The following is a 19,588-nucleotide window of genomic DNA, read 5'->3' on the forward strand; positions in this document are numbered from 1 at the left end:
AATGAGTCCTTCGCCATGCTGCTGATGCTCGACAACTACGACAGCTTCACCTACAACCTCGTGCAGTACCTGCAGGCGCTCGGCGCCGAGGTCAAGGTGCTGCGCAACGACGCGCTCAGTGTGGAGGAGATCGAGCGGCTGGCGCCGGAGCGCATCGTGATCTCGCCCGGCCCGTGCACGCCGAACCAGGCCGGGGTGTCGCTGCAGCTGATCGAGCGGCTCGGCCAGCGCACGCCGATCCTGGGCGTGTGCCTGGGCCACCAGAGCATCGGCCAGGCCTACGGCGGCGAGGTGGTGCGCGCCGGCACCATCATGCACGGCAAGACCTCGCGCATCCGTCACGAAGGGCGCGGCGTGTTCGCCGGCCTGCCGGACCGCTACGAGGCCACTCGCTATCACTCGCTGGTGGTGGAGAAGACCACGTTGCCGGAGTGCCTGGAAGTGACCGCCTGGACCGAAAACGAAGACGGCACGATGGAAGAGATCATGGGCCTGCGCCATCGCCAGTTCCCGGTCGAGGGCGTGCAGTTCCATCCCGAGTCCATCCTCACCGAGCACGGCCACGCGCTGCTGAAGAACTTCCTGGAGCGATGAGCATGCGCCTGCTCTACTCCCCGATGCGCGACGGCGACTGCGTGCTGGTGGGCCAGGAAAGCCTCGCGCACGCCCGCCTCTGATCCTTCCAGGAACTGCCATGACGCTGACCCCCCAGCAAGCCCTGCAACGCACCATCGAGCACCGCGAGATCTTCCACGACGAGATGGTCGGGCTGATGCGGCAGATCATGCGCGGCGAAGTGTCGCCGATGATGACCGCGGCGATCCTCACCGGGCTGCGGGTGAAGAAGGAGACGATCGGCGAGATCGCCGGCGCGGCCGCGGTGATGCGCGAATTCTCGCGCACCGTCGAAGTGGCCGACCGCACCCATATGGTCGATATCGTCGGCACCGGCGGCGACGGCTCGCAGACCTTCAACATCTCCACCTGCGCGATGTTCGTGGCCGCCGCGGCCGGGGCCAAGGTGGCCAAGCACGGCAACCGCAGCGTGTCCTCCAAGTCCGGCAGCGCCGACGCGCTGGAAGCGCTGGGCGCGGCGATCGAGCTGCAGCCCGAGCAGGTGGCGCAGGCACTGGCCGTCACCGGCATCGGCTTCATGTACGCGCCGGTGCACCACCCGGCGATGAAGGTGGTGGCGCCGGTGCGGCGCGAGATGGGGGTGCGCACCATCTTCAACATCCTCGGCCCGCTGACCAACCCGGCCGGTGCGCCGAACATCCTGATGGGCGTGTTCCATCCCGACCTGGTCGGCATCCAGGCGCGTGTGCTGCACGAGCTGGGCGCCGAGCGCGCCTTGGTGGTGTGGGGCCGCGACGGCATGGACGAACTCTCGCTCGGCGCCGGCACCCTGGTCGGCGAACTGCGCGACGGCCAGGTGCGCGAGTACGAAGTGCATCCGGAGGATTTCGGCATCGCCATGTCGGCCAGCCGCAACCTCAAGGTGGCCGATGCCGCCGAATCGATGGCGATGCTGCTGGGCGTGCTCGATAACGTACCCGGCCCGGCGCTGGACATCGTCGCCTTCAACGCCGGCGCGGCGCTGTACGTGGCCGGCGTGGCGGCCGACATCGGCGCAGGCATCGTCCTGGCGCGTGCCGCGATCGCCGACGGCCGCGCGCGGGCAAAGCTGGATGCGTACGTGGCGTGCACGCGGCAGTTGGCGGCAGTCCGCGATGCAGCGCGCTTCCCCGCCTGAGCGCGGCGGATCGGCAAGGCCGCCGGCGCTGCTCCTGCTCTTTGCCGATGGTGTTAGCGGCATCACGCATTGTGTGTACGCTCGCCTTCATGATCTTGGCCGATAATGCCCGGCCGCCCTCACCGGACACTGTGCACATGAGCGATATTCTCCGCACCATCCTCGCCCACAAGGCCGAAGAGGTGGCCACGCGCAGCGCGCGCGTGCCGCTGGCCGACTTGGTCGAGCGCGCCAAGGCCGCGCCGCCGGTACGTGGCTTCGCCCGCGCGCTGAAGGCCGCGGTCGCCAACGGCGATCCGGCGGTGATCGCCGAGGTCAAGAAGGCCAGCCCGTCCAAGGGCGTGATCCGGCCCGACTTCCATCCGGCCGACATCGCGGTCAGCTACGAATTCGGCGGCGCCGCCTGCCTGTCGGTGCTGACCGACGAGAAATTCTTCCAGGGCCATGACCGCTACCTGCAGGAAGCGCGCGAGGCGTGCACGCTGCCGGTGCTGCGCAAGGACTTCATCAGCGACCCGTACCAGGTCTACGAGGCGCGCGTGCTCGGCGCCGACTGCATCTTGCTGATCGTCGCCGCGCTGGACGACCTGCAGCTGTCCGAACTGTCCGAACTGGCGCTGCAGCTGGGCATGGACGTGCTGGTCGAAGTGCACGACATCGACGAGCTGGAGCGTGCGCTCCAGGTGCCGGTGCCGCTGATCGGCATCAACAACCGCAACCTGCGCACCTTCGAGGTCTCGCTGCAGACTACGCTGTCGATGCGCGACGCGGTGCCGCGCGACCGCCTGCTGGTCACCGAAAGCGGCATCCTCGGCGCGGCCGATGTGGCGATGATGCGCGCCGCAGGCGTGCACGCGTTCCTGGTAGGCGAGGCCTTCATGCGTGCAGAGGAGCCCGGCGAGGCGCTGCGCCAGCTGTTCTTCGAGTCATGACCGGTGGCTATCCAGCGCCGCGCGCCGATGCGCCGCTGGTGGTGTTCGATTTCGACCACACGCTGTACGACGGCGACTCGGGTAGCCACCTGTTCGCCTGGCTGATCCGGCGCAATCCGCTGCGCCTGGCCGCCGCGCTGCTGGTCACGCCGCTGCTGGGGCCGCTGGTGGCGATGCTGCCGACCCGGCGCACCGGCATTTCCGGCTACGTGTGGATCGCCAGCTTCGGCCTGCACCGCGCGCGCGAATTCAACCGGGTGATCGACCAGTACGTGCTGCGGCACGAGGCGCGAATCCGCCAGCGCCTGCTGCCGCACGCGCTGGAGGTGTTCGCCCGGCACCGCGCCGCCGGCGACCGGGTGGTGGTCGCCACCGGCGCGCCGCCGGAACTTGCGCGTGCCATCCTCGGCTTCGTCGCGCACCAGGACGTGCCGGTGGTCGGCAGCCTGATCGGCCCGCGGCTGGGCGCGGTTACCGCCACCCGCCACTGCCACAACGAAGAGAAGATGCGCATGCTGCGCGAGCTGGGCTATGGCGAGATCGCCACCGCCTATTCCGACAGCACCGCCGATCTGCCGTTGCTGCAGGCTGCCGCGGTGCCGGTGGTGGTCAATCCCAAGGCCTCGGCGGTGGCGCGCTTCCGCCGCGAACTGCCGTCCGGCACGCCGATCCTGAACTGGGGTTGCCGCGACCGCGCTGGCGATCAGGGTGTTTCGCCTGTCGCCCCGAGTGGGGGACGGCGCCTGGAATAAGCACCATCGCGCGACACCAGCGCCCGGTGCAGCGGTTCGATCCAATGTCCCTGGCCGATGTCGTAGGCGCCGAAGCTGCCCTCGAATTGCCAGTACGCCCACGCGAAATGGCGTTTCTCGGCCGCATTGACCACCGCGGTGGTCAATGCCAGGCGTCGGCATGCGCCAGCGGTGTCGGCATCGCCATGGCCAACGGCATGGCGATCGTCGGAAGTCCGCGGTTGCGCTGCATCGCGATCTCGCAAGCGGGGAGCAGGGAACAGCATGCCGACCGAATGGCGGCGTGCGCCGGCGGCCGGGTTCGCTGCGCATCATCGCGCCTGTGGGCGCCGCCAATGCGAACCTCCAATCACCAAGGCAGCGGCCGATGCGTCCGCAACGCTCCGTGGCGGCCGGGTGCTGGATTTTCCGCAGCGCGATCTTTCGGCGGTTCTCCGGCGCCGCCCGCCCGCCTGCTGTTGCGCGCGTGCGCTTGCACTGCCTTGGCCGGCTAGGCCAGCCAGCGCGCCAGGGTGCTGCCGATCTGGTACAGGCTGATCCCGAACACCAGCATGCCCACCGCCACCAGCACCCAGCGTTCGCGCACGCGCTTGACCAGCAGCGCCGCCAGCGGCGCGGCCAGCATGCCGCCGACCAGCAGGCCGAGCACGATCTGCAGGTGCTGGATGCCCATGGTCAGCAGGAAGGTCAGCGAGATCGACAGCGTCACCAGGAATTCGGCGGCATTGACCGTGCCGATCGTGGTACGCGCCTGGCCGCCGCGCGCCAGGAGGGTTGAGGTCGCCACCGGCCCCCAGCCGCCGCCGCCGCTGGCGTCGAGCAGACCGGCGACGAAGCCCAGCAGCGGCACCCGCTGCACCTGCTGCCGCGGCAGCGCGCGGCCGGCGGCGCGCAACAGGATCAGCACCGCCAGGCCGAGCAGATACAGATGCACGAACGGGCGGATGAACTCGCCCGGCAGCTGGGTCAGCCCATAGGCGCCGAGGACGCCGCCGGCCATGCCCGGCAGCGCCAGGCGCAGGAACAGGCGGTTGTCGACATTGCCCAGCGCCAGGTGCGACAGGCCCGAGGCGCCGGTGGTGAACACTTCGGCGCTGTGCACGCTGGCGCTGACCGCCGCTGGCGGCAGGCCCATACTCAGCAGTACCGACGAGGACACCAGGCCGAAGGCCATGCCCAGCGCGCCATCGACCAGCTGCGCCGCCAGGCCGACCAGCACGAACCAATAGAACGTCTCGCTCAGCACCATTGCGGTGGACCGCCGCCGCCAGCGCGGCGCGCGGTCACGGCCTTGCGCTCAGCGCGCGCCGTACAGCACCACGGTCTTGCCGCGGGCGTGCAGGATGCCGTCCACTTGCAGCTTCTTCAGCACGCGGCCGGCCATCTCGCGCGAGCAGCCGACCAGCCGCGCCAGCTCCTGCCGCGACACGCGCAACTGCATGCCCTGCGGGTGGCTCATCGCTTCCGGTTCCTGCGCCAGGTCGTGCAGGGTACGCACGATACGGTCGGTGACGTCCAGGAACGCCAGGCGGCTGGCCTTGCGCGAGGTGTCGAGCAGGCGCTTGGACAACTGCACACCGATCGCGTACAGCACCCGCGGCGCATCGGCCGACAGCGAGCCCAGGAACAGCTGGTGCAAGCGTTCGTAGCTGATCTCGGCCAGCTCGCACGGGGTGCGGGTGCGCAGGATCACCTCGCGCTGGTCCGATTCGATGAACAGGCCCATTTCGCCGACGAACTCGCCGCTGCCGAAATAGCCCAGCACCAGCTCGCGGTCGTCATCTTCCTCGGCGATGATGCTGACCGAGCCGCTGACGACGTAATACAGAGTGCCGGCCGGATCGCCGGGTCTGAACACGTCGGTACGCGCCGGATAGCGTCGCCGATGGCTATGCGCCAGAAAGCGATCCATGGTGGCGGTATCCAACGTCAGAGGACTTGGAGCGATGCGCACAGGTGTTGCTGTGGAGGTGTTTCCGGGACTCATGTCGGCTTCGCTACTACGTGAGGCCCGAAGCTTAACGGGACGCGTTCTCTGCGGCAAACGAGTGCCAGTCCCCACGTTTCGCTACGCGCGCGTTTGTCGCATAATTGCTGCCCTTTATACCCCGTCCATCTTTTTAGAGGATTCACGCCCGTGGTCAAGCCGTTGCCTCGTCTGAGGCTGCAAGGTTTCAACAACCTCACCAAGGCGTTGAGCTTCAACATCTACGACGTCTGCTACGCGGTTTCCGAAGAGGAGCGCCAGCGCTACATCGAGTACATTGACGAGCAGTACGACGCCGACCGGCTGACCGAGATCCTCACCGATGTGGCCGAGATCATCGGCGCCAACATCCTCAACATCGCGCGCCAGGACTACGATCCGCAGGGCGCCTCGGTGACCATCCTGATCTCCGAAGAGCCGGTCATCGACAAGAAGCTGGCTGGCAAGGAGATCATCTCAGACGCGGTGGTCGCGCACATGGACAAGAGCCACATCACCGTCCATACCTACCCGGAAACCCATCCGCAGCACGGCATCGCGACCTTCCGCGCGGATATCGACGTCGCCACCTGCGGGGTGATCTCGCCGCTGAAAGCGCTCAACTACCTGATCGAGCGGCTGGAATCGGACATCGTGATCATGGATTACCGCATCCGCGGATTCACCCGCGACGTGAAGGGCAAGAAGCACTACATCGACCACAAGATCAATTCGATCCAGAATTTCCTGGCCAAGAACATCAAGGCGCGCTACGAGATGTTCGACGTCAACGTCTATCAGGAGAACATCTTCCACACCAAGATGCACCTGAAGGACTTCGACCTGGACCAGTACCTGTTCGAGGAAAAGGCCAAGAACCTGTCGTTCAAGGAGCGCATGCGCATCGAGGCGCTGCTCAAGCGCGAAATCGAGGAACTGTTCCACGGTCGCAATCTGGCTGAGTAGCGGGTCACATTTGGCGGGACGGTCCGCCCCGCGGCGTTTTGCGCGGCGACCCCTGCTGACGGCGGCCCGATGTGCAGACATCGGGCCTTTTTTTGTCCCTATTTGTCTACGGAGACAGACAATGCCATGGATCTATCTGCTGCTCGCCGGCCTGTTCGAAATCGGCTTTGCGCTCGGCCTCAAATACAGCGAAGGCTTCACCCGTCTGTGGCCGACGCTGGGCACGCTGGCCGGTGCCGGCATCAGCCTGTGGCTGCTGACCCAGGCGCTGAAACACATACCGCTGGGGACCGCATATGCGATCTGGACCGGGATCGGCGCGTTGGGCACCGCCGCGCTGGGCATCGCGCTGTTCGGCGACAGCGCTTCGCCGGCGAGGCTGGCCTGCATCGGCCTGATCGTGGCCGGGGTGATCGGCCTGAAGCTGGTCCAGTCCTGAGCGTTGCAGGCGGCGCCAGGTGAGAACAGGCCGAATGCGATAGCGCCGCGGTCGCCGCGCTGCCTCAGCTCCGCGGAACGTGCCCGGGCGCTCAGGCGACGGCGGCGCGGCGCGTGCCGAGCACGCGTCCGATCAGCAACTGGTGTGCGGCCGCGGCCAGCAGCGCGGTGATCGACAGCGCGATCGCCAGCCGGGTCAGCACGCTGCCGAGGTTGCCGGCGTGCTGCAATTGGTCGAGGCGGCCGAAGCGCGACGGGTCGGCGTTGGCGTAGGCGATCTCCACCGTGGCGCCATCGAGCAGCAGCGGCGCGGCTTCGGCGCCGCTGGCCTCGAACGTGCCGCGGTGCAGCCGGCCCTTGCTCTCGAAGACATAGTGAAAGTGGTAATGCACCAGCGGTTCGGCATGCACGCCGAAGGCGCCGTCGGCGATCACCGGCACCGTCGCCACCGAGTGGTCGTGCAGGATCGCGCTGGCATGGCGATAGGCGCCGAGCAGGTGGTACAGCAGCGCGCCGCCGCCGAGCACGAACAGGCTGGCGAACAGCAGGCGCGAGAGCCAGCGGGTCCGTGGCGAGGGGAGATGGATGTGGATGGAGCGTGCGGGCATGTCGGTCGGAAAGGCGCGTGCAAGCGGCATGGCTCGGCGCAGTGGTGCATCGGGAGGCGGTGTCGGCATGGAACCGCCGGTCGCTGGAACAGGGTGGGCTGGCGTAGAATCAGTCAGCTTTCGTTCACTTTAACCCGGATGCGCTGGCAATGCCAGTGCGCTGTCCCGCGATAGGCGCGCCGCGCTGTGCTCAAAGCCGGTAGGCGACCGCTTTCATCAGCCGCGAGGCCGCCGCCATCAGGCGCGGGATCGGCGCCGGCAAGCGCCGCGCGCCGGCCTGTTCGGCGTGTTCGGCATGGCGCGCCTCGTCGGCTTTCATTACCTTAAGTATGTCGCGGCTGCGCAGGTCGGCCGGCGGCAGCGTTTGCAGGTGCTCGTCCAGGTGCGCCTCGACCTGGCGTTCGGTCTCCACCACGAAACCGAGGTTCCAGCCGTCGCCGCGCAGCCCGGCCAGGGTTCCGATCGCATAGCTGCCTGCATACCAGACCGGATTGAACAGGCTAGGGCGGCTGTCCAGTTCGCGCAGCCGCGCCGCGCACCAGGCCAGGTGGTCGGTCTCTTCCTGCGCGGCCTCCAGCAGGTGCGCGCGGGTCGCCGGATCGTGCGCGACCGCGGCCTGGCCGAAGTACAGGCCCTGCGCGCAGACCTCGCCGACATGATTGATACGCATCAGCCCGGCAGCGTGGCGGCGTTCGTCCGGTGCCAGCACCACATCGGCGCTTGCCGCGGCGGGGTAGGCGCGCTGTGCCGGCGGATTGCCGAACACCGTCTCCAGCGCGCGCTGGGCTTCGACCAGGGCGCGGTCGAGCGGGGTATGCAGGCGGGGAGCCGTCATCGCGAGGGGCCTGGGAACGGTGGGGATTCGATTTTCGCCGCGGGGCGCCGCGATGCCAAGCGCCGGCCGGCGCTGGCGTCCCGCATAGGGGCGTACTTGCGCGTGCCGCTGCCGGCGCGTAGAATTTCGCCTCTTGCGTTTTTGCAAGTCACAACGCGTGGCAAAGTTCAGGCAGCGTGCTGCCGGAATCCGCCCGACCAACCGAGTCATTCATTAATGAGCACCTTCACCGCTAAGTCCGAGACCGTCCAGCGCGACTGGTATCTCGTCGACGCCGCCGGCAAAACGCTGGGCCGGCTTTCCACCGAACTGGCCCGCCGTCTGCGCGGCAAGCACAAGCCGGTCTATACCCCGCACGTCGATACCGGCGATTACCTGGTGGTGATCAACGCCGAGAAGATCACGGTCACCGGCAACAAGCTCAACGACAAGAAGTACCACCGCTTCACCGGCTACATCGGCAACCTGAAGACCGAGACCTTGGCGCAGGCGCTGGAGCGTCACCCCGAGCGCGTCATCGAGATCGCGGTCAAGGGCATGCTGCCGAAGGGTCCGCTGGGTCGCGCCATGTACCGCAAGCTCAAGGTCTACAAGGGCTCCGAGCATCCGCATACCGCCCAGCAGCCGCAAGTTCTGGATATCTAATCATGGCGATCACGCAAAACTACGGCACCGGCCGCCGCAAGTCCTCCACCGCTCGCGTGTTCCTGCGCAAGGGCACCGGCAACATCACCGTCAACAACCGTCCGCTGGACGAGTTCTTCGGCCGTGAGACCGCGCGCATGATCGTGCGCCAGCCGCTGGAGCTGACCAAGAACACCGAGAGCTTCGACATCTTCGTCACCGCCGCCGGCGGCGGCACCACCGGCCAGGCCGGTGCGATCCGCCTGGGCATCGCCCGCGCGCTGGTCGAGTACGACGAAACCCTGAAGTCCGAGCTGCGCAAGGCCGGCTTCATGACCCGCGACGCCCGCGAAGTCGAGCGCAAGAAGGTCGGTCTGCACAAGGCCCGCCGCGCCACCCAGTTCTCCAAGCGCTGATCCACCGCGCCTGGCGCGGAATCCTCCGGGATTCCCCTGGGAAGACGCAAAAGCCCGGTCCCGGCCGGGCTTTTGTCGTTTCGGGGCTCGGGTCTGTGCCGCGGTGGCCGGCAGGCCATCGCAATGGCCACTGCTGCTGATCGTGCGCGTTCGATCGCAATGCGACATTCAATAGCATCGGCAGTCGAGCGCGGTCCGCCTGCAGATCAATGCTTACCTCCAGCCTGCATCAAAGTGTCTGGTGAAAAGCCCCCTTGGAGTCCAAGGGGGGGGGGCGACAGGCGCGGGGATGGTGGGAGCGGAAGGGCTGGGGCCCGCACCTTGCGCAGCAAGGTGTGGGGCGTAGGCGCGCCACGCCTACGCAAACCCCGCGCCAAACAAAAAAAGAAGGCCGATCAAAGATCGGCCTTCTTTTTTTGTTTGGCTGCCCCGGATGGATTCGAACCACCGATGCCTGAGTCAGAGTCAGGTGCCTTACCGCTTGGCGACGGGGCAATGTCGCAGATCGCAATTATCGCACGCTTGCTGCGTGGACACCATGGTGGCTATGGGTGGACTCGAACCACCGACCCCAGCATTATGAGTGCTGTGCTCTAACCGGCTGAGCTACATAGCCTTGGTGAACCGTCAATTCTTATAGCAAATCGGGCGGCTGTCAACGGGTTTTTGCCGCGCTTGTGGGCCGGCCGCCGCCATGGCAGAGTCGGAGCCAGTAGATTTTTCAGGAGTCCGCATCGTGATCGATCCGGACGGTTATCGACCGAACGTGGGCATCGTGCTGATGCGGCCGGACGGTCAGGTGTTCTGGGCACGTCGCGTGCGCCGGGATGGCTGGCAGTTCCCGCAAGGCGGCATGAATACCGACGAGACCCCGGTCGAGGCCATGTACCGCGAGTTGCGTGAAGAGACCGGGCTGTTGCCCGAGCACGTCGAAGTGCTCGGGGCGACGCCTGGCTGGCTGCGCTATCGGCTGCCCAGCCGCGCCATCCGCCGCAACGAACGCCAGGTGTGCATCGGCCAGAAACAGGTCTGGTTCCTGCTGCAGATGCGCTGCGACGAAAGCGAGTTGAATCTGGAACTGACCGAGACTCCGGAGTTCGACCATTGGCGCTGGGTCGACTTCTGGTATCCGGTGGAGCACGTGGTGCTGTTCAAGCGCGGCGTCTACGCGCGCGCGCTGCGCCATCTGGCGCCGTTGGCGCAGACCATCGCCGGGCCGGGCATCCGCGCCATGCCGAGCCTGGCCCAGGAAGCGTGGATGCCGGGCAACAACGCCGGCCACGAGCGTCCGCGCAAGCGGGCGCGCAAGCACGGCGGGCCTTGGGTCGCCCGGATTAATAACGATTAACGCCCGGAATTGACAACCATTCTCACTTTGGGTTGAATGGCGACAGGCGCAGTCCGCGCCGTTCGCCGCCAACGCCATCGTGTACGTCTGCATCTGCAATGGGGTCACCGATCGTCAGATCCGCGAAGCCGCCGACGCCGGCTGCCGCAGCGTGTCCGAACTGACCATGCGCACCGGTTGCGGTGCCACCTGCGGCTCCTGCCTGGACATGGCCGGCGACCTGCTGGAACGCGCACTGCGGCGCGAGCTGCCGCTGCCCGTGCTGGGCGGCCTGGCGCGCGCAGCCTGAGGCTGCGCGCGCCCGCCGGCGCATGCGCCGCGGGATGATCACGATTCGCGTTCCTTCACCGCGGCGTCCGATTCGCTAGAGTCTGCGCTTTCCAAGACTAGCGAGTGGTGCGATGAAGGGCGACAGCAAGGTCATCGAGTTCCTCAACAAGGTCCTCTACAACGAGCTGACCGCGATCAACCAGTACTTCCTGCACGCCAAGATGCTGAAGAACTGGGGGCTGAAGGAATTGGCCGAACACGAGTACAAGGCATCGATCGACGAGATGAAGCACGCCGACAAGTTGGCGGATCGCATCCTGTTCCTCGAGGGGCTGCCCAACTTCCAGGCGCTGGGCAAGCTGCGCATCGGCGAGAACCCGAAGGAAATCCTCCAGTGCGACCTGGCCCTGGAGCAGGACGGCACCACCACCTTGCGCGACGGCATCGCCTACGCCGAGTCGATCCAGGACTACGTCAGCCGCCAGTTGCTGGCCGACATCCTGGAGTCGGAGGAAGAGCACATCGACTGGCTGGAAACCCAGCTCGATCTGATCGGCCGCATCGGCGAGCCGAATTATCTGCTAACCAAGCTTGAGGACTGAGCGGCGCGTCTGCCGGCGCCTGCTGGTACGCGCCGCGCAATGCCGCCTGGCGGTGCGTCGAGCACACTCGGCCGCATGGATGCTGGCGCCCGTGTAGGAGCGGCTTCAGCCGCGACAGGACCTCCGGTTAGAACCTGTCGCGGCTGAAGCCGCTCCTACAGGGGGCTCCGGCAGGGGGCCGTGGGCCGTTTATGGCGCGGCGCTTTCCGCGGCGTCGCGCAAGGTGTTGCGGTAGCCCTTCAGGGCCAGCCGCGCACGCGCGAATTCGGCGATGACCAGCGCCACCGCGACCGCCGGGCGCTCCAATTGATGGGCGCGCACGCCGGCCTCAATGCGCGCGGCCGCAGCCGACAGCGCCAGCGCGCCGACATTGGCCGCCGAGGACTTCAGCGTATGCGCCGCGTCGCGCAACGGGTCCAGCTGCGGGATCGCAGAGGCCTGCTCCATGCGTTGGATCAGCTGCGGCGCATCGCCCAGGAACAGTTCGACGATCTGCGCGGTGGTCGCGTTGCCGGCGAGTTCGCGCAATTCGTCGAGCACCGCGATGTCCAGCACCGGTAACGGTGTCGGCGGCAGCATCGGTGCCGGTTCGACGGCGCCGCCCGCAGACACCGGCGCGGTGCTGGATGACGGCGTCGGCGCGGCCGCAGTTGCCGACGTAGTCATCTCCGTCTCCACATCGGTCGCCAGCGTCACCGCCGCCGGCGCGGCATGTGCGGCACGGTGCGGCAGCCAGCGGTGCAGGCATGCCGTCAGCAATTCACGGTTGACCGGCTTGGACAGGTAGTCGTCCATGCCGGACTCCAGGCAGCGCTGGCGGTCGCCGGCCATGGCATTGGCGGTCATCGCCACGATCGGCATCCGCGTCCGTCCTGCCGCCGCTTCGGACTGGCGCCACTGGCGGGTGGCGGCGTAGCCGTCCAGCACCGGCATCTGGCAGTCCATCAGCACCAGGTCGTAGGGCTGCGCCTCCAAGTGCGCCAGTGCGGCGGCGCCGTCGGCGGCGCTGTCGCTGCGGTAGCCGAGCATGTCGAGCAGCTTCTGCGCGACCAGCAGGTTGACCGGGTTGTCCTCGACCAGCAGCAGGCGGTAGTCGGCCGCCGGCGAGGCCGGGCCGGTACTGGCGTCCGGGTCCGGCGCGAGGGTCGGACCCGCTGTCGGCACTGTCTCGGCGCCATCCGCGGGATCCAGTTCCGCGATGGAATCGGGCGGCAGCAATCCTGCAACGGAAGGGGCGGCCGCCGCAGGCGCCAGCGCGAGCATGCCGCGCAGGTCCAGGTCCGCTGCCTGCCGCGACAGCAGCGTGCCGTGCGCGCGGATTTCATCGGGAATCTCCACGTCCCCGTACAGCCAGGTCAGGCGCACCGCGTGCGACGGCGGCAAGCGCGCCACCGCGCGCTGCAACGCGCGCCCGCTCTGGCGCAGGCCGTCGAAGTCGCCGATCACCAGGTCGTAGGGCGGGCGCCCGGGGCCGCCGGCGCGCAGCCGCTCCAGCGCTTCCTGGGTCGAGTCGACCTCGCTCAGTTGCACGCCCCAGTTCGGCAGCAGGCCTTTCAGGCGCTGGTACAAGCGCAGGTCGGCGCCGACCAGCAGCGCGTGCAGCCGCGGCAGGGCCCCCTGGAGTTGCGGCAGGTCGCCGATCACCTTCAGCAGCGGGATCTCGAACCAGAACGTGGCGCCGCGGTCGCTGACCGATTCCACGCCGATGCGCCCGCCCATCAGGTCGACGATGCGCTTGCAGATCGCCAGCCCCAGGCCGGTGCCGCCGTACAGGCGGGTGGTGGAGGCATCGGCCTGGGTGAAGGAGCGGAACAGCCGTTGCTGCTGTTCGGCGCTGATGCCGATACCGGTGTCGCGCACCTCCAGGCGCAGCAGGTGCTGCGCCGGGGTCTCGCCGAGACGGCGCACGCGCAGCTCCACGCTGCCGCGCGCGGTGAACTTGATCGCGTTGCCGATCAGGTTGCTCAGCACCTGGCGCAGCCGCACCGGGTCGCCGCGCACCGGCAGGCGCACCGACGGGTCCAGCTGCAGGCTCACGCGCAGGCCCTTGGCTTCGGCCGAGCGCTGCATCAGTTGCAGCACGCCGTCGAGCAGTTCGCGCAGGTTGAAGCTGGTGATCTCCAGTTCCAGCCGGTTCGCCTCCAGCTTGGAGTAGTCAAGGATGTCGTCGACGATATGCAGCAGTTGCAGCGAGGAGTCGGTGGCGGCGCGCAGCATCTCGCGTTGCTCGGTGCCGAGCTGGCCGCGCGCGATCAGTTCCAGCATCGGGATGATGCCGTTGAGCGGGGTGCGGATCTCGTGGCTCATGGTGGCTAGGAATTCGCCCTTGGCCATCGCGGCGGCCTCGGCCGCCTGCTTGGCCTGCACCAGTTCCCGTTCCAGGCGCTCGCGCAGGTGCACGTCGCGCTGCAGCGCGTCGCGTTCGGACTCGGCCAGCGCGGCGCGCGCCAGCGCCGCATCCAGCGCGCCGGCCTGCTGCCGCGCGCGCCAACCGGCGAGCAGGGCCAGCAGTGCGGCGGCACCGATGCAGGCCGGCGCCAGCAGTTGCCACGGCGCCGGTGGCGCCAGTGCCGGCGCCGCCAGCAGCGCGCCGACGGCGGCGCTCGCCGCGCTGGCCGCGGCCAGCCACGGCAGGGGCCGGCGCCGGCGTGCGGGCATCGTTACAGCACCGCGCTCTGGAAATCGAAGTTCAGTTCGTCGCCGACCGACTGCACCAGGTTGCCCTGGATGAAATCGACCCCGCTTATCCACATCGCCGCGGCGGCCTGCGCTTCCTCGATCTGCTGGCCGATGATCAGCAGCCCGGCGCGGTGCGCCAGGTCGATCGCGGCGCGCAACTGGTCGCGCAGTGCGGCATCGGCATGCGCGTTGGCGAAGCGCGCGGACAGGCGCAGGTAGCCCAGCGGCAACTGGTTGAGCAGCGCCTCGGCTTCAGCGCCGGGTTCGAACTGGCTGAGGCAGAATTGCACGCCCAGCGGCATCAGCCGGGCGCAGAACTGCTGCAGCGTCACCGTGTGGATCAGCGCGTCTTCCAGGCGCAGATCGATCACCAGCGAGGTGCCGGTGACGCCGCGGCGATCGATCGCCTCGACTAGCCAGTCGGCGAAGGCGCCGCGCGCCAGCGTGCGCGAGGACTGCGAGACGAACAGGCGCAGCGGCGGCGTGGCGTGCTGGTACAGGTGCAGCAGGCCGAGCGCGTGGTCCAGCACCTGCTGGTCGAGGTCGGCGATGCGCCCGCCGGCTTCGGCCGCGGGCAGGACCTGCCCGGCCGACAGCAGGGTGCCGTCGCGCTGGCGCAGGCGCAGCAGCACTTGGTATTGCGCGGTGTCGCCACCGGCGACGGCGACGATCGGCTGGTAGGCCGGTTCCAGCTGGCCTTCGAACATGGCGATGCGGCCCAGGTCCTCTTCCTCGCGCGGCGGCGCATACAGGGCCACGCCCTGCGGGTGCAGGCGCGCCTGCAGCGCGGTGCGCTCGACCGCCTCCAGCACGCTGCCGGCGTCTTCGAAGCCCTGCGCCAGGTCGGCGTAGCCGATCGCGCAGCGCAGGTGCACCGCCTCGTCGTCGCGTAGCGGGAACGCGTGGCTGGCCAGGGCTTCGCGCAAGGTCTGGGCACGCTGCCGCAGCGCGTCCAGGTCGCTGTCCTGGATCAGCAGCAGGAAGCTGTTGTCGTTGAGCCGGGCCAGCGGCTGCGGCGCGGTGACGCTGGCCAGACGGCGCCCGGCCTGGGTCATCAGGCGTTCGAATGCGGCATAGCCGTAGCGTTCGCGCAGGCCCAGCGCGCTGGCGATCTCGATGAAGAACAGGCCGCCGCGGGCATCCGTGCGCAGCGCATCGCCGAGCAGCTGCAGCACGTGGGTGCGGGTCGGCAGGCCGGTCTCGGGATTGTTCTGCGGCACGCTGGCGCTGGCGCTCTGCTGGCGCGCGCGGCGGATACGGTTGGAGACCGCAGCGATCAGGTGCCGCGGGCGGATCGGCTTGGTCAGGAAATCGTCGGCGCCGCTGTCTAGCACTTCGTATTGCAGCTCCGGATCCGGGTCGCCGGTCAGGAACACGATCGGCAGCAGCTGCTGCTGCGGTTGCTGGCGGATCAGCGCGGTCAGGCGCATGCCGTCCAGGCCGGGCATGTGCAGGTCCATCAGGATCAGGTCTGGCCGGTATTCGGCGATCGCCTGCTGCACGCCTTCGGCCTGCATCTCCACCTGCGCCTGCATGCCGGCGCCGTGCAGCACGCTCTGCGCGAACAAGGCCTGCGAGCGGTCGTCCTCGACGATTAGGATGCGGTATGGCGCGTCCAGCGGCTGCGCCGGCGCGGCGCCGTCGCTGGACGCAAGCGACGCGGCGGCGGGCACTTGATCCGCACCGGCGGCGGAGGCAATGCCGTCCTGCGTGCTCGCCGCCAGGTCGGGCGCCGGCGCAGGGGCGTCGGGTACGGCGTCGGCGGCCCAGCGCCGCCAGTAGTGCGGCGGCGGGATCTCGACACGGATGTTGCGCGAGCGCAGTTCGTCGCGGCTTGAAAGTGGTGCGGTGTCTGTTGCGGCCATCGGTCTTTAGGGATCCTGAGTGCACACCAATTATGCGATGAAGCTCACGAAGACGGGGGGCCATCCTGGCTCGGCCGGGCGACGGCGGCGTCCGCGGGTGGCGCCAGCAGGCGGCGCACGCCGCGCCACAGCGTGCGCCACACCCACCACACCAGCAGCGCACCCAGCACGCTCACCCCAAGTGCTACGGTCAGCGCCAGCCACGGATGCACCAGGGCCAGCGCCAGCGTGGCGAGCACCACCGAATCCTCGGTCAGCGAGGCGATCCAGTTGCTGGCCGGTTCCGGCGAGGTGTTCAGCAAGGCGCGCGAACCGGCCTTCAAGACATGGCTGGTGAGCGCGACGCCGGCACCCGTGGCCAGCGCGCCGGCACCCAGCTGGCCGTCCTGGGACAGCGTGGCGGCGGCCAGGAAGGCCCCGGCCGGGATCCGGGTCAGGGTCTGCAGCAGGTCCCAGGCCGAATCCACGCCGGGAATCTTGTCGGCGAAGAACTCGGCCAGGGCCAGCGCACCGGAGGTGCCGAGCACCCACCACGACTCGGTCGCCTGCAGCGCCGGCGGCAACTGCAACCAGCCGCACAGGCCGGCCAGGCCGATCCCGAAGACGGTCAGATAGACGCGGATGCCGGCCAGCCAAGCCAGCAGGATGCCGATGACAAAGAGGTGGGCGTCGGTCATGCCGAGGCGCTCCTGCAGATACGCGAGTGGCGGCCACTATCGGCCAAGCGTGCAGCGAAGGCCAGCGCAGGGAGAGTGGCGGCTGGACGCGGCATGGCCGCGGCGGCGCTGTCCGGCGCCGGTCAAACGCGTGGCTTACACTAGCCGGCCGGCCGACCCCCCGCGAGGATCGACGCCGCTGCCGCCTCGGTGGCACGGCTTTGACGATGAACCGACCCGTCCCCCGTTTCCAGATCGTGCCCAACGGCGCCGCGCCGCCGCGCGGACGCGCCCTGTGGCTGCTGATCGCCATCGTCTGGCTGCTGTCGCTGGCCGGGACCCGGTGGCTGGCCAGCCGCCAGGCCGCGCCGCAGCTGGGCGCGGTGAAGACGCAACTGGGCGCGGCCGAACGCAAGCTGCAGGCGCAGCAGCGGCAGATCGACACGCTCAACCAGCGCCAGGCCACGCTGGCCCGCTCGGACCAGATCAGCCGCGCCGCCAACAACGAGGTGCAGAGTTCGCTGGCCGAGCGCGACGAGGAGATCGCCGGGCTGCGCGCCGACGTGGCCTTCTACGAGCGCCTGGTCGGCGCGACCAGCCAGCGCAAGGGCCTGACCGTGCACTCGGCCGAGTTCTCTGCCGAGGCCGGCGGCACCTGGCACTACAACGTGGTGCTGACCCAGAACCTCAACCGCGGCGCGATCAGCCAGGGGCAGATGCGCCTGGCGGTGGAGGGCGTGCGCGGCGGCAAGCTGACCAGCGTGGGCTGGGACGAACTGCACCAGAAGAGCGGCGTGCCCGGGCAGGACTATTCGTTCCGCTATTTCCAGCAGTTGGACGGCAGCGTGATCCTGCCCAAGGATTTCACCCCGCAACGGGTGCGAGTATCGCTGTCCGGCGGCGGGGCGCCGGTCACCCAGAGTTTCGATTGGATACTGGCCGGCAACGGCAAAGGGGAGTAGGCAGCTTATGTTCGGAAGCAACAAGAACGGCCGCAGCAGCGGCCAGACCGTGGTGGATACCCTGATCGGCGCGCAGGTGGTGATCCGGGGCGATTTGGTGTTCAGCGGCGGCCTGTACGTGGAAGGACGCATCCTCGGCAAGGTGCTGGCCGAGGACGGCGCGCCGGCGACGCTGACCCTGTCCGAGCACGGCAGCATCGAGGGCGAGGTGCGTGCGCCGATCGTGATCATCAACGGCCAGCTGACCGGCGACGTGCATGCCGCCGAGCGCGTGGAACTGGCGCCGAAGGCGCGTGTGCAGGGCAACGTGCACTACCAGGTAGTGGAGATGAACGCCGGCGCGCAGCTGACCGGGCGGCTGATCCATGTCGGCAGCATGGCCGCGCTGGCCCCGCCGGAGCGTCTGGACGAGGACGCGGCGGACGCGCCGGCGCAGCGCGCGCTGAGCTCGGCCGAGGCTTGATTCGGCCGCCGGCCGCCCCCATCCTGCTCCCATGAGCACCCTCGTTTCCCTGCCCAGCGCCGCGCCCGCCCCCGACTACCAGTCGCTGGAGCGTCCGCTGAACTTCACCCAGGCGGCCGCGGCCAAGGTGCGCGAGCTGATCCGCGAGGAAGGCAACGATGCGCTGGCGTTGCGCGTGTACATCCAGGGCGGTGGCTGTTCCGGTTTCCAGTACGGCTTCGAGTTCGACGAGAACCGCGCCGAGGACGATCTGTCGGTGCGCACCGACGATGTCACCCTGCTGGTCGATCCATTGAGCCTGCAGTACCTGATGGGCGCTGAAGTGGATTACAGCGAAGGTCTGCACGGCGCGCAGTTCGTGATCCGCAATCCCAACGCCAAGACCACCTGCGGCTGCGGCAGCAGCTTCAGCGTGTAGACACGCTGCGGCTTGCAGGATGCGCGGTTTGCCTGCACCCTGCGGCGCATGCTCGAGCTGACGCCTGCTTGCTTCGCCTTCGCCAACGCGGTCATCGACCGCGCCGATGCGCTGCGCAACGATCCCGATGCGCTGCGCAGCGTCTGGCCCGCGGCGCAGCTGCTGCTGCTCGATGCCGACGGCAACGCCTACGCCGATGCGCATGGTCAGCCGCTGGCGCTGACCGGCGCGGCGCTGGGCGAGGTCGTCGAACAGGCGATCTTCCTCGGCCTGCGCGACGGCGCCGCCTGGTTCGCGCTGGCCGCCGCCGCGCTCGAAGTGGACATCGACCCGCCGCAACGCATCGAGCTGCGCCGCGCCGCGACCGAATGGCCGGCGTTCGCCTCGGGCCTGTTCGCCTATGCCCGCGGCATGTTGCATTGGCAGTCGCGCACCCGCTTCTGCGGCGTCTGCGGCGGCGCCATCGGATTTCGCCGCGGCGGCTTCCTCGGCGTGTGCACGCACTGCGCCAGCGAACACTATCCGCGCGTGGATCCGGCGGTGATTGTGGCGGTCAGCGACGGTACGCGGCTGCTGCTGGGGCGCCAGGCGAGGTGGCCGGCGCGGCGCTATTCGGTGATCGCCGGCTTCGTCGAGCCGGGCGAGTCGCTGGAGCAGACCGTGGCGCGCGAAGTGGTAGAGGAGACCCAGGTGCGGGTCCGGCCCGGCAGCTGCCGCTATTACGGCGCGCAGCCATGGCCGTTCCCCGGGGCGCTGATGCTCGGCTTCAGCGCGTTGGCCGAACCCGATGCGCCGCAGGTGGATGGCGAGCTGGAGGACGCGCGCTGGTTCGAGCGCGACGAGATCGGCGGCGCCCTGCAACGCGCGGCGGCGCACGGCGACAGCGCCGACGATGGACACGGCCTGCGCCTGCCGCCGCGGATCTCCATCGCGCGCGCGCTGGTCGAGGACTGGTACCGCCGCGGCGGCGACCACGCCGCCTAGGCCACACTGCCGTGCCGGCTCTCCGCCGCGGCACCCGCTTCAGAACGGTCC

General features: G+C 68.7%; 22 protein-coding genes and 2 tRNA genes. 15 read left to right on the forward strand and 9 right to left on the reverse strand.

Going from position 1 to position 19,588, the window contains the following annotated elements; translation table 11 throughout:
* The first annotated feature begins 15 nt into the window (after positions 1–15).
* The 4 genes from ISN38_RS11790 (at position 16) to ISN38_RS11805 (ending at position 3,437) form a co-directional block, all read left to right on the forward strand.
* Positions 16–594 (forward strand): anthranilate synthase component II, encoded by a 579-nt coding sequence (locus tag ISN38_RS11790; protein ID WP_003470236.1) that lies wholly within the window; start codon positions 16–18, stop codon positions 592–594.
* Positions 595–694: 100 nt separating this feature from the next.
* Positions 695–1,753, forward strand: a complete 1,059-nt coding sequence (gene trpD / locus ISN38_RS11795; RefSeq protein WP_047325391.1) for an anthranilate phosphoribosyltransferase — start codon at positions 695–697, stop codon at positions 1,751–1,753.
* 137 nt (positions 1,754–1,890) lie between these two features.
* Positions 1,891–2,685 (forward strand): indole-3-glycerol phosphate synthase TrpC, encoded by a 795-nt coding sequence (gene trpC / locus ISN38_RS11800; RefSeq protein WP_003470238.1) that lies wholly within the window; start codon positions 1,891–1,893, stop codon positions 2,683–2,685.
* Complete coding sequence (locus tag ISN38_RS11805) at positions 2,682–3,437, forward strand: haloacid dehalogenase-like hydrolase (RefSeq protein WP_003476424.1); 756 nt, start codon at positions 2,682–2,684, stop codon at positions 3,435–3,437. The genes trpC and ISN38_RS11805 overlap by 4 nt, the downstream gene beginning before the upstream one ends.
* 490 nt (positions 3,438–3,927) lie before the next feature.
* On the opposite strand, the gene ISN38_RS11810 is transcribed toward ISN38_RS11805, so the two are convergent.
* Both ISN38_RS11810 and crp read right to left on the reverse strand, forming a co-directional pair.
* The gene (locus ISN38_RS11810) at positions 3,928–4,686 is read right to left on the reverse strand and encodes a sulfite exporter TauE/SafE family protein (RefSeq protein WP_058358926.1); all 759 of its coding nucleotides are present in this window, start codon (positions 4,684–4,686) and stop codon (positions 3,928–3,930) included.
* 48 nt (positions 4,687–4,734) lie between these two features.
* The gene (crp, locus tag ISN38_RS11815; RefSeq protein WP_003470245.1) at positions 4,735–5,424 is read right to left on the reverse strand and encodes a cAMP-activated global transcriptional regulator CRP; all 690 of its coding nucleotides are present in this window, start codon (positions 5,422–5,424) and stop codon (positions 4,735–4,737) included.
* Positions 5,425–5,574: 150 nt separating this feature from the next.
* On the opposite strand from crp, the gene speD reads away from it, so the two are divergent.
* Positions 5,575–6,369 (forward strand): adenosylmethionine decarboxylase, encoded by a 795-nt coding sequence (speD, locus tag ISN38_RS11820; protein ID WP_003476431.1) that lies wholly within the window; start codon positions 5,575–5,577, stop codon positions 6,367–6,369.
* Positions 6,370–6,490: 121 nt separating this feature from the next.
* Positions 6,491–6,808, forward strand: a complete 318-nt coding sequence (locus ISN38_RS11825; RefSeq protein ID WP_003470247.1) for a DMT family transporter — start codon at positions 6,491–6,493, stop codon at positions 6,806–6,808.
* Positions 6,809–6,899: 91 nt separating this feature from the next.
* Here the strand turns inward: ISN38_RS11825 and ISN38_RS11830 are convergent, their stop codons facing one another.
* Together ISN38_RS11830 and coq7 are read right to left on the reverse strand one after the other, a co-directional pair.
* Positions 6,900–7,415, reverse strand: a complete 516-nt coding sequence (locus ISN38_RS11830; protein WP_230811724.1) for a hypothetical protein — start codon at positions 7,413–7,415, stop codon at positions 6,900–6,902.
* Between the two features lie 190 nt (positions 7,416–7,605).
* The gene (gene coq7, locus ISN38_RS11835) at positions 7,606–8,250 is read right to left on the reverse strand and encodes a 2-polyprenyl-3-methyl-6-methoxy-1,4-benzoquinone monooxygenase (protein WP_003470249.1); all 645 of its coding nucleotides are present in this window, start codon (positions 8,248–8,250) and stop codon (positions 7,606–7,608) included.
* Positions 8,251–8,466: 216 nt separating this feature from the next.
* Between coq7 and rplM the strand changes: the two genes are divergently transcribed.
* Both rplM and rpsI read left to right on the forward strand, forming a co-directional pair.
* Entirely contained in the window at positions 8,467–8,895 is a 429-nt protein-coding gene (rplM, locus tag ISN38_RS11840) for a 50S ribosomal protein L13 (RefSeq protein WP_003470250.1), read from the forward strand.
* Positions 8,896–8,897: 2 nt separating this feature from the next.
* On the forward strand, positions 8,898–9,290 hold the full coding sequence (rpsI, locus tag ISN38_RS11845; RefSeq protein ID WP_003470251.1) for a 30S ribosomal protein S9: 393 nt from the start codon (positions 8,898–8,900) through the stop codon (positions 9,288–9,290).
* Positions 9,291–9,711: 421 nt separating this feature from the next.
* Here the strand turns inward: rpsI and ISN38_RS11850 are convergent.
* Positions 9,712–9,785 (reverse strand) — tRNA-Gln (locus tag ISN38_RS11850).
* A gap of 44 nt (positions 9,786–9,829) precedes the next feature.
* Positions 9,830–9,906, reverse strand: a tRNA-Met gene (locus ISN38_RS11855).
* Between the two features lie 120 nt (positions 9,907–10,026).
* On the opposite strand from ISN38_RS11855, the gene ISN38_RS11860 reads away from it, so the two are divergent.
* The 3 genes from ISN38_RS11860 to bfr all read left to right on the forward strand — a co-directional run bounded on the left by ISN38_RS11860 (position 10,027) and on the right by bfr (position 11,510).
* Positions 10,027–10,638: an RNA pyrophosphohydrolase gene (locus ISN38_RS11860; protein WP_003470252.1), complete on the forward strand. Its 612-nt coding sequence runs from the start codon at positions 10,027–10,029 to the stop codon at positions 10,636–10,638.
* 79 nt (positions 10,639–10,717) lie between these two features.
* Positions 10,718–10,927: a (2Fe-2S)-binding protein gene (locus ISN38_RS11865; protein WP_003470253.1), complete on the forward strand. Its 210-nt coding sequence runs from the start codon at positions 10,718–10,720 to the stop codon at positions 10,925–10,927.
* Positions 10,928–11,039: 112 nt separating this feature from the next.
* On the forward strand, positions 11,040–11,510 hold the full coding sequence (gene bfr, locus ISN38_RS11870; protein ID WP_003470254.1) for a bacterioferritin: 471 nt from the start codon (positions 11,040–11,042) through the stop codon (positions 11,508–11,510).
* A gap of 189 nt (positions 11,511–11,699) precedes the next feature.
* On the opposite strand, the gene ISN38_RS11875 is transcribed toward bfr, so the two are convergent.
* The 3 genes from ISN38_RS11875 to ISN38_RS11885 are packed head-to-tail and all read right to left on the reverse strand — an operon-like array spanning position 11,700 to position 16,731.
* On the reverse strand, positions 11,700–14,135 hold the full coding sequence (locus ISN38_RS11875) for a hybrid sensor histidine kinase/response regulator (protein ID WP_047325697.1): 2,436 nt from the start codon (positions 14,133–14,135) through the stop codon (positions 11,700–11,702).
* A gap of 35 nt (positions 14,136–14,170) precedes the next feature.
* The gene (locus tag ISN38_RS11880) at positions 14,171–16,054 is read right to left on the reverse strand and encodes an EAL domain-containing protein (RefSeq protein ID WP_003470942.1); all 1,884 of its coding nucleotides are present in this window, start codon (positions 16,052–16,054) and stop codon (positions 14,171–14,173) included.
* Positions 16,055–16,098: 44 nt separating this feature from the next.
* Positions 16,099–16,731, reverse strand: coding sequence for a DUF4126 domain-containing protein (locus ISN38_RS11885; RefSeq protein ID WP_003470944.1), 633 nt, complete (start codon positions 16,729–16,731; stop codon positions 16,099–16,101).
* A 206-nt stretch (positions 16,732–16,937) separates the two neighbouring features.
* On the opposite strand from ISN38_RS11885, the gene ISN38_RS11890 reads away from it, so the two are divergent.
* Genes ISN38_RS11890 through nudC form a run of 4 tightly spaced genes read left to right on the forward strand, consistent with a single transcriptional unit; the run spans position 16,938 to position 19,537 of the window.
* Positions 16,938–17,672, forward strand: coding sequence for a DUF6776 family protein (locus ISN38_RS11890; RefSeq protein ID WP_003470949.1), 735 nt, complete (start codon positions 16,938–16,940; stop codon positions 17,670–17,672).
* A 7-nt stretch (positions 17,673–17,679) separates the two neighbouring features.
* Positions 17,680–18,135 carry a bactofilin family protein gene (locus tag ISN38_RS11895; RefSeq protein ID WP_003470969.1) on the forward strand — a complete coding sequence of 152 codons (456 nt, stop codon included), beginning with the start codon at positions 17,680–17,682 and terminating at the stop codon, positions 18,133–18,135.
* A 31-nt stretch (positions 18,136–18,166) separates the two neighbouring features.
* A complete protein-coding gene (gene erpA / locus ISN38_RS11900) occupies positions 18,167–18,553 on the forward strand; it encodes an iron-sulfur cluster insertion protein ErpA (protein WP_003470970.1) in 387 nt (128 codons plus the stop codon).
* 48 nt (positions 18,554–18,601) lie between these two features.
* On the forward strand, positions 18,602–19,537 hold the full coding sequence (nudC, locus tag ISN38_RS11905) for an NAD(+) diphosphatase (protein WP_038238963.1): 936 nt from the start codon (positions 18,602–18,604) through the stop codon (positions 19,535–19,537).
* Positions 19,538–19,588 lie beyond the last annotated feature (51 nt).

The sequence above is a fragment of the Xanthomonas translucens pv. undulosa genome (assembly GCF_017301775.1).
GTDB lineage: Bacteria > Pseudomonadota > Gammaproteobacteria > Xanthomonadales > Xanthomonadaceae > Xanthomonas_A > Xanthomonas_A translucens.

Excerpts from the sequence above, each read along its gene's own strand:
- ISN38_RS11790 (WP_003470236.1), top strand. The coding sequence starts at position 16 with ATGCTGCTGATGCTCGACAACTACGACAGCTTCACCTACAACCTCGTG.
- trpD (WP_047325391.1), top strand. The coding sequence starts at position 695 with ATGACGCTGACCCCCCAGCAAGCCCTGCAACGCACCATCGAGCACCGC.
- trpC (WP_003470238.1), top strand. The coding sequence starts at position 1,891 with ATGAGCGATATTCTCCGCACCATCCTCGCCCACAAGGCCGAAGAGGTG.
- ISN38_RS11805 (WP_003476424.1), top strand. The coding sequence starts at position 2,682 with ATGACCGGTGGCTATCCAGCGCCGCGCGCCGATGCGCCGCTGGTGGTG.
- ISN38_RS11810 (WP_058358926.1), bottom strand. The coding sequence starts at position 4,686 with ATGGTGCTGAGCGAGACGTTCTATTGGTTCGTGCTGGTCGGCCTGGCG.
- crp (WP_003470245.1), bottom strand. The coding sequence starts at position 5,424 with ATGAGTCCCGGAAACACCTCCACAGCAACACCTGTGCGCATCGCTCCA.
- ISN38_RS11825 (WP_003470247.1), top strand. The coding sequence starts at position 6,491 with ATGCCATGGATCTATCTGCTGCTCGCCGGCCTGTTCGAAATCGGCTTT.
- ISN38_RS11830 (WP_230811724.1), bottom strand. The coding sequence starts at position 7,415 with ATGCCCGCACGCTCCATCCACATCCATCTCCCCTCGCCACGGACCCGC.
- coq7 (WP_003470249.1), bottom strand. The coding sequence starts at position 8,250 with ATGACGGCTCCCCGCCTGCATACCCCGCTCGACCGCGCCCTGGTCGAA.
- rplM (WP_003470250.1), top strand. The coding sequence starts at position 8,467 with ATGAGCACCTTCACCGCTAAGTCCGAGACCGTCCAGCGCGACTGGTAT.
- rpsI (WP_003470251.1), top strand. The coding sequence starts at position 8,898 with ATGGCGATCACGCAAAACTACGGCACCGGCCGCCGCAAGTCCTCCACC.
- bfr (WP_003470254.1), top strand. The coding sequence starts at position 11,040 with ATGAAGGGCGACAGCAAGGTCATCGAGTTCCTCAACAAGGTCCTCTAC.
- ISN38_RS11880 (WP_003470942.1), bottom strand. The coding sequence starts at position 16,054 with ATGGCCGCAACAGACACCGCACCACTTTCAAGCCGCGACGAACTGCGC.
- ISN38_RS11885 (WP_003470944.1), bottom strand. The coding sequence starts at position 16,731 with ATGACCGACGCCCACCTCTTTGTCATCGGCATCCTGCTGGCTTGGCTG.
- ISN38_RS11890 (WP_003470949.1), top strand. The coding sequence starts at position 16,938 with ATGAACCGACCCGTCCCCCGTTTCCAGATCGTGCCCAACGGCGCCGCG.
- ISN38_RS11895 (WP_003470969.1), top strand. The coding sequence starts at position 17,680 with ATGTTCGGAAGCAACAAGAACGGCCGCAGCAGCGGCCAGACCGTGGTG.
- erpA (WP_003470970.1), top strand. The coding sequence starts at position 18,167 with ATGAGCACCCTCGTTTCCCTGCCCAGCGCCGCGCCCGCCCCCGACTAC.
- nudC (WP_038238963.1), top strand. The coding sequence starts at position 18,602 with ATGCTCGAGCTGACGCCTGCTTGCTTCGCCTTCGCCAACGCGGTCATC.